The 3,155-nt window shown below is 64.4% G+C and carries 3 protein-coding genes; 2 read left to right on the top strand and 1 reads right to left on the bottom strand.

Translation table 11 applies throughout. The annotated features are described in order from the left end of the window. Nucleotides 1-208: hypothetical protein (locus ACHFFZ_RS17290; protein ID WP_394277819.1), on the top strand; the 208-nt coding region annotated here is incomplete at its 5' end. Between the two features lie 45 nt (nucleotides 209-253). Here the strand turns inward: ACHFFZ_RS17290 and ACHFFZ_RS17285 are convergent. Next, on the bottom strand, nucleotides 254-811 hold the full coding sequence (locus ACHFFZ_RS17285; RefSeq protein WP_394277820.1) for a DUF2510 domain-containing protein: 558 nt from the start codon (nucleotides 809-811) through the stop codon (nucleotides 254-256). Between the two features lie 530 nt (nucleotides 812-1,341). On the opposite strand from ACHFFZ_RS17285, the gene ACHFFZ_RS17280 reads away from it, so the two are divergent. Continuing rightward, on the top strand, nucleotides 1,342-3,155 hold a 1,814-nt coding region (locus tag ACHFFZ_RS17280; RefSeq protein ID WP_394277818.1), incomplete at its 3' end, for a DUF262 domain-containing protein.

The following is a 3,155-nucleotide window of genomic DNA, read 5'->3' as shown; positions in this document are numbered from 1 at the left end:
CGACAAGTCCATCGACCACCTGCAGAAGACCAAGGAAGCCCTGCTGGGCGCCGACCGGAACCTGCGCCTGGCCAATGACAAGGCCCAGGACGTGACCGTCAAGAAGCTCACCCGGAAGAACCCGACCATGAAGGCCAAGTTCGACGAGCTGGAGGCCGGTCAGCCGGCGCTTCCGGCGCCCGATGCGGAGAATCCCTCCGCTGCCTGAGTCACTGGTTTGATGGGGCTCCGCGATTTCGGTCGCGGAGCCCCATCAACGTGTCCGCCAGACACCAGGCAATTGCTCGTGCCGTGTCCACTGCACACCATCCCACCATCGCAAGACGCCCTTGCCGCCGCGTGGATACCACCCCGGGGGCGGAGGTGCCGACGGGGCTGGGGGCCGTGCCACGAAAGAGGGGCTTCCAGGCTGACTCGAAACTGCAGAATGGAGGGCCGGGAATTGCGAATCTGGGCGCGGAGCGGCAGGCAGCTGCCGCCGGTGGGTGTGCAAGGACTCGATCACCGCGGGCGTGGCGAGCGTCGGATCCTCCGCCAGAAGTCGCGTGATGATGGCCTGGGTCTGTTCGCTGGAGAGCTGGTGCACAGTCGAACCCAGTTGTTGGGATTGTTCCGGCGTCAGCTGGCCCAATGCTGCGAGGCGCTCAATGGCTTGTTCCGAGTGCAGTCGTGCGAGTAGGGCTTGAAGCAGCGTGGCTCTCGCTCCTGGCGTTGCCAGCCCCGGCGGGAAATTGGTCGATGGGCGAACTTGTTCAGCTCGCTCGATGGGCGGCTGGGCCCCTGAGGCTTGCGCATGGCGGCGATACTCCATCGGCATCGGTGGAGGCGGCAGAGCCTTGGTTTCCCGTTGACTCTTCTCCCAACCCAGAGTCTTCCTGCGGTCCTGCTTCTTCTCGATTGCGTGCGTCACAGCCGCCCCGACGCCGAACGCAACGAGCGCAGTCAGGCCAAGGGCAACCAATTCGCCCAGAGCATCGGAGCCATTGGATTCCAGCACGTCAATCTCGTTGCCCGATTCGCCACCGTCAGGATCGAAGGGACTCAGAGTGGCATGTGCTTGTAAGTGGCCATCAGGTCCGTAGGCGAGTGGACTGTATTCCCCAGGGTGCACGTGGGACGTCCCGAGGTCAGTACCGTCGGGCCACTCAGCCCACACCAACTCACGGGGCATTCTTCCTCCGACGGTAGGCGCGCTCGTCCACATCGATTGGGATGAGGAGATCTGACGCTTGACTTGGCGACGTCGGTGAAAGCTGGTCGCGATCGCGACTGGACCCACATCGGTCTGCCGAGCCAAGCGGCATGATGGTCTACATAGTATCTCTGAAGGACAGGATCCACATGCACGCCCAAGACGTGAAGCTCATCGACCTCTTCCACGGGTCCGTGCGCTTCCTGATGCCCATGTTCCAGCGGCCCTATGTGTGGGGCGAGGAGAAGGAATGGGCGCCGCTGTGGCAGGACATCCGGCACCAGGCAGAGATGGTCCTCGCCGCCGGCCACTACGGCGACGCACCGTCGCACTTCCTGGGCGCCATCGTCACCGAGCCGCGCGCCACCTTCGGCCTCACCGAGCACGTCGTCATCGATGGTCAGCAGCGCCTCACCACGTTGCAGCTCCTGATCGACGCCGCCGAACGGATCGTCGACGAACTGGGCAACTCCTCGGATGCCGCCGATCTTCGGGTCATGATCCTCAACGAGGACTCCCACGGAAAGACTCCCGACGACGAGACCCGCTACAAGGTGTGGCCCACCAACCGAGACCGGGAGGCCTTCGCCGCGGCAATGGACGACGCACGGCCAGTACCTTCCCAGTACGCCGAATCCCGTCTGGTGAAGGCCCATGACTACTTCACCGAGAGCATCAGGGGATGGGCGCTGGCCAGCGGAGAGCCCAGCGCGGCCGCCCGGCTTGGAGCCCTCGCTCGAACCCTGCGCACCCAGCTGGTCCTCGTCGGCATCAGCCTCTCGCAGGGTGACAATGCCCAGGCCATCTTCGAAACGCTCAACTACTTGGGCGCTCCGCTGCTGGCCGCGGACCTGATCAAGAACCACCTCTTCCAGCGCGCCGAGAAGGAACACCGCAACCTGGAGCAGCTCCACAAGAAGTACTGGGCCGGCTTCGACGGTGACGGCAGCGGGGACGAGTACTGGCGACAGAAGGTCCGCCAAGGCCGCCTCACCCGGCCCCGGATCGACCTCTTCCTGACCCACTGGCTCGTGATGAAACTCGGGCGGGAAGTTCCAAGCGACCGGATCTTCGCCGAGTTCCGCGACCGGGTCTCCAAGGACGTGGTCAACGTCGAGAACCTGATGAAGGAACTGCACACCGACGCGATGGCCTACCGGCAGTTCATGGATGCCCCCCGCGGAAGCGTCGAGGAAACCTTCCGCTATCGCGTCCTGGAGGTTCTCGATGCCACTGCCGTCATGCCCGTCGTGCTGTGGGTCATTGCGCATGATGTTCCTGCCGACGAGCGACAGCTCGCGCTGGAATCGCTGGAGAGCTGGCTGGTCCGGCGATCGATCCTGCGCCTGGGATCCAAGGACCTGACCCATTTCAGCATCGAGCTGGTCAAGCGACTTGAGGAGGCAGGACCGGCTCGCGCCGGCACCGACCTTCGCAATTTCCTGGTCGAGCAGGAGACGCCAGCGCGACACTGGCCGGACGACGCGTCCATCGTCGACCACCTCCAGACCGCGCCCTTCTACAAGCAGGCCAAGCGCAGCGTGAACCGCATGCTGTTGGAAGCGGCGGAGGAGATGCTGCGGCGGGACAAGAGGGCCGAAGAAGTCCTGTGCCCGCGAGACCTCTCGGTGGAGCACGTGATGCCCCAGAAGTGGACCACGCACTGGCCGCTCGAGAATGAGGACCCAGCGGCGGCCGAGCGGCGTGATCTCTTGGTCCAGACGCTCGGAAACCTCACGCTCGTGACCCCAGGACACAATTCCGCGCTGTCGAACAATGCGTGGCTTGCCGATGGCCAGAAGGGCAAACGCGACTATCTGCTGAACAATGCCGTCCTGAAGCTCAATGCCGAGCTGTATGGGCACGCCGAGTGGACCGAGGACAGCATTGCGGCGCGCGGCACTGCTCTGGCGCAGCTCGTCGTCCGGGCATGGCCCCGCCCCGAAGGTGGGGTGACCACCAA

Source organism: Luteococcus sp. (assembly GCF_043424415.1).
Taxonomy (GTDB): domain Bacteria; phylum Actinomycetota; class Actinomycetes; order Propionibacteriales; family Propionibacteriaceae; genus Luteococcus.
Note: the sequence above shows the minus strand (reverse complement) of the source record. Positions and strands in the feature narration are given on the sequence as shown.